Below are 4,517 nucleotides of genomic sequence, written 5' to 3' on the forward strand. Positions count from 1 at the left end.
TATTCCCGCGAGACGGTGAAGGCTGCGATGAGCCAGAACAGCGGCATGAAATACCTGATCGACATTCACCGGGATTCTCAAGGGCACAGCCGGACGACGAAAGACATTAACGGCAAAAGCTACGCACAGGTCTTCTTCATTATCGGGCATGGCAACAAAAACTGGCGCAAAAACGAAGCCTTCGCCAATTCCATCCATGAACGGCTGGAAAAAGCCTATCCCGGATTGTCCCGCGGCATTTGGGGGAAAGATTCCTCCATGGGCAACGGGGAATATAACCAGTCGCTGTCGGAGAACAGCATTTTGATCGAGGTCGGCGGGATCGACAGCACCGATGCGGAGCTGAAGCGGACGTCGGAAGTATTGGCACAGACGATCGCGGACGTCTATTACGCGGATCAAAAGGCGGAAAAGGCCAGCACCGATCAAACGGCTCCCGCCAAGAAAGATAATAAAAGCTGAGAAAGCAATGAGCCAAGGGAGGTATGATCATGTCAAAATGGGCTAAAAAAGTGTGCGTGCTTGGAATTTGGGCAGGCATCGGCGTTCTGGTCGGCATGCAGCTGGCCAGTCCGGATGCTCCGGCGCCCGCGCCGCAGGCGCAGACGGCTGCTGCCGCCGTGCAGGCCGGGCCGCAGCAGGGAGCTTCTACGCAGCAGCAGCAACAGCCTTCCCAGCCGCGCCAAAGCTCGAACCGGTTCAAGGCGGCGGACGAGCAGCCGCAGCAGGAACAGGTCGAGGTCCAGGACTGGCATGAGAAGACCCCCGAGCAGCTGCTGGTGGACCAGGGCGGCACGCCGACGGTCGACGTGCTGGCGGATAAGACGGCAGGCCTGCTGCAGGAGCTGTCCCAAAAGGGAATCCGCCTCGTCGTCTCCCTCTTCAGCAACGTGACGGAATAATGCGGGCAGGTGGGATTGCTGGCCTTTCCTCCAACTGTTATAATGAATTGATTACACATCAGGCTGTTTTTGGGGGTAAGGCATGACAGACGTACAAGCAAGGCAAAAGAACATTCGAAATTTCTCCATTATCGCCCATATAGACCATGGCAAGTCGACGCTTGCGGACCGTATTCTTGAATATACGGGCGCCCTCACCTCGCGCGAAATGCAGGATCAGGTGCTGGACCAGATGGATCTCGAACGCGAGCGCGGGATTACCATCAAGCTTCAGGCCGTTCACCTGACTTATCGCGCCGATGACGGCGAGGAATATTTGCTGAACCTGATCGATACTCCCGGACACGTCGACTTTACGTATGAAGTTTCCCGAAGCCTGGCCGCCTGCGAAGGCGCGCTGCTGGTGGTGGACGCCGCCCAGGGGATCGAAGCGCAGACGCTGGCCAACGTCTATTTGGCACTGGATAACAACCTGGAGATTCTTCCGGTCATTAACAAAATCGACCTGCCGAGCGCCGATCCGGACCGCGTGAAGCAGGAAATTGAAGACGTTATCGGTCTGGACGCAAGCGACGCCGTTCTCGCCTCGGCGAAGGCCGGCATCGGCATCAAGGAAATTCTGGAGCAGATCGTCCAGCAGGTACCGCCACCAAACGGTGATCCGGACCAGCCGCTGAAGGCGCTCATTTTTGACTCGCATTATGATCCTTACAAAGGCGTTATCGTGTATGTTCGCGTCATTGACGGCAGCATCAAAGCGGGCTCCAAAATCAAGATGATGGCTACGGGCAAGACGTTCGAGGTCATCGAAGTCGGCGCGTTTAAACCGCGGATGACGATTGTGGACGAGCTTAGGGTCGGCGATGTCGGCTTTATCGTAGCGGGTATTAAGCACGTGGGTGATACCCGGGTCGGCGATACGGTCACCGATGCCAAAAATCCGACACTCGAGGCGCTGCCCGGCTACCGTAAAATCAACCCGATGGTATACTGCGGTTTGTACCCGATCGAGACGTCCGATTACAATGACCTGCGCGAGGCGCTGGAGAAGCTGCAGCTGAACGACGCTTCGCTGAGCTTCGAGCCGGAGACGTCGAGCGCGCTTGGCTTCGGCTTCCGCTGCGGCTTCCTCGGGCTGCTTCATATGGAGATTATCCAGGAGCGGATCGAACGCGAATTCAACATCCCGCTCATTACGACGGCGCCGAGCGTTATTTACCGCATCACGCTGACGAACGGCGACACGATCGAAATCGACAACCCGTCCAACTATCCGGAAATCGGGAAAATCGAATACGTCGAGGAGCCGTATGTCAAGGCGGCGATCATCGTGCCTAACGATTATGTGGGCACCATCATGGAGCTGTGCCAGAACAAGCGCGGCGAATTCGTTAACATGGAATACCTGGATACGACCCGGGTTACGATCACGTACGAAATTCCGCTGTCCGAAATCGTGTACGACTTCTTCGATCAGCTGAAGTCTGGCACGAAGGGCTATGCTTCCTTTGATTACGAGCTGTCCGGCTACCGCCGCTCCAACCTCGTGAAGATGGACATCCTGCTGAACGGGGAACAAGTCGACGCGCTTTCCTTCATCGTGCACCGCGATCGCGCATACCACCGCGGACGCGGCATCTGCGAGAAGCTGCGCGAGCTCATTCCGCGGCAAATGTTCGAGGTGCCGATCCAGGCTTCGGTCGGGACGAAGGTCGTCGCCCGCGAGACGGTCAAGGCGATGCGCAAGAACGTCCTCGCCAAGTGTTACGGCGGCGATATTTCGCGGAAGCGGAAGCTTCTCGAGAAGCAGAAGGAAGGCAAGAAGCGCATGAAGCAGGTCGGCAGCGTCGAAGTGCCGCAGGAAGCCTTTATGGCCGTCCTGAAAATCGACGACAACTAGTCGGCTTTCACCAAGCAAGCTTATAGAGTACATTGGACCATTCCACGGGAGAGCCGCTGCGGCTTTCCCTTTCTAAATATAAGGAGGGAATTTGCGATGGCGATGTTGAATCCGCAAGGGACGCCAAGAGTTAAGTATCAGGGGAACCGTAAACCCCAAGCGGTTTATCTGCACATTCCCTTTTGCACGAATAAATGCTTTTACTGCGATTTCAATTCCTATGTGCTGAAGAACCAGCCGGTGATGGATTATTTGCTGGGGCTGGAGCGGGAAATGGAACGAACCGTCAAAGAGGTTCCTCCCGGTAAAATAACGAGCATTTTCGTCGGCGGGGGAACCCCGACCGTGCTGAAACCGGACGAAATGGAGTATTTCCTGAAGACGGTCAAGACGTATTTTCCGGACTGGTCGGAAGATATTGAATTTTCGATGGAGGCCAACCCGGGGACAACCGACCTCGAGAAGCTGGCCGTGATGAGAGCGGGCGGCGTTAACCGCGTAAGCTTCGGCGTACAGGCGTTTCAAAACGAGCTGCTGAGCGGCATCGGGCGTATCCATGATACGGATGATGTGTACCAGAGCCTGGAGAACGCGCGCAAAGCCGGCTTTGACAACATGTCGATCGACCTGATGTTCGGCCTGCCGAACCAGACGGTGGACATGCTGGCGGAGAGCGTGAGCAAGGCGCTTGCGCTGAATCTGCCGCACTATTCGATCTACAGCCTGAAGGTTGAGGAGAACACCCTTTTCCATACGATGTACCAGAAGAATCAACTGCCGCTGCCCAATGAGGACGACGAGCTGAAGATGTATTTGCTGCTGATGGAGAAAATGAAGGAAGCGGGTTACGAGCAGTACGAAATCAGCAACTTTGCGAAGCCCGGATTCCACAGCCGCCACAATATGGCCTACTGGCTGAACGAAGATTATTACGGCCTCGGCGCGGGTGCCCACGGGTATGTCGGCGGCATGCGGCATATGAATATCAAAGGGGTTAATCCGTATACGGAAGCGACCAAAGAGGGACTGCCGAGAATGGAGAGCTTCGAGGTGCCCCGGGAAGAGGCGATGGAGGATTTCCTCATGGTCGGCCTGCGTGTCTTGAAGGGAGTGTCCCGGACGCATTTCGAAGAGCAGTTCGGCGTATCGATGGAAGACATGTTTGCCAAACCGCTGCATAAAATGCTGAATGCGGGGCTGCTCGAGGAGACGGGCGACGGGTACCGCCTCAGCGAACGGGGAATCCTGTTCGGCAACGACGTTTTCGGCGAATTTATAGGCTCGCTCACCGCAAAATAACCGCTTGAACTTCTATGCGTGTTGTTGTATATTTATTCATATCGTTGACAGCACGTGTGAGGGGGAATGGCGATGCCGGCGGTAGTTATTTGCCGTAAAGCGGTGCCAGAAGACGTAGAACCGCTTTTCGAAATGATCGATGGTTATGCACAGAAGGGGATCATGCTGCCGCGCTCTCGCAAAGTGCTTGAGAAGCAGCTGGACCAGTTTGTCGTGGCCGAGGCGGACGGGAAAGTGATCGGCTGCGGCTCGCTCTGCCAGTTGGGCGCAGACCTGGTGGAGATCCGCTCCCTGGGAATTGCGGAAGGGCATAAGGGGATGGGAATCGGCTCCAAACTGGTGAGCAAGCTCACGGAAGAGGCGAGAAGACAAGGCATTCCTAAAATAATGGCCCTGACGTACGAAGTATCGTTTTT

5 protein-coding genes are annotated in these 4,517 nt (G+C 55.8%); all 5 read left to right on the top strand.

Features of this window, described 5'->3' with window-relative positions:
* Positions 1–462, top strand: a 462-nt coding sequence (spoIIP, locus tag CPT76_RS22070; RefSeq protein WP_181152997.1) for a stage II sporulation protein P, incomplete at its 5' end; no start/stop codon positions are given.
* 29 nt (positions 463–491) lie between these two features.
* Positions 492–902 (top strand): hypothetical protein, encoded by a 411-nt coding sequence (locus CPT76_RS22075; RefSeq protein ID WP_105444482.1) that lies wholly within the window; start codon positions 492–494, stop codon positions 900–902.
* 82 nt (positions 903–984) lie between these two features.
* Positions 985–2,802, top strand: coding sequence for a translation elongation factor 4 (gene lepA, locus CPT76_RS22080; protein ID WP_105444483.1), 1,818 nt, complete (start codon positions 985–987; stop codon positions 2,800–2,802).
* Positions 2,803–2,904: 102 nt separating this feature from the next.
* Entirely contained in the window at positions 2,905–4,101 is a 1,197-nt protein-coding gene (gene hemW / locus CPT76_RS22085; protein WP_105444712.1) for a radical SAM family heme chaperone HemW, read from the top strand.
* A gap of 72 nt (positions 4,102–4,173) precedes the next feature.
* Positions 4,174–4,517, top strand: a 344-nt coding sequence (locus CPT76_RS22090) for a GNAT family N-acetyltransferase (protein WP_105444484.1), incomplete at its 3' end; no start/stop codon positions are given.

It is taken from the genome of Paenibacillus sp. AR247, assembly GCF_002968895.1.
GTDB lineage: Bacteria > Bacillota > Bacilli > Paenibacillales > Paenibacillaceae > Paenibacillus_AQ > Paenibacillus_AQ favisporus.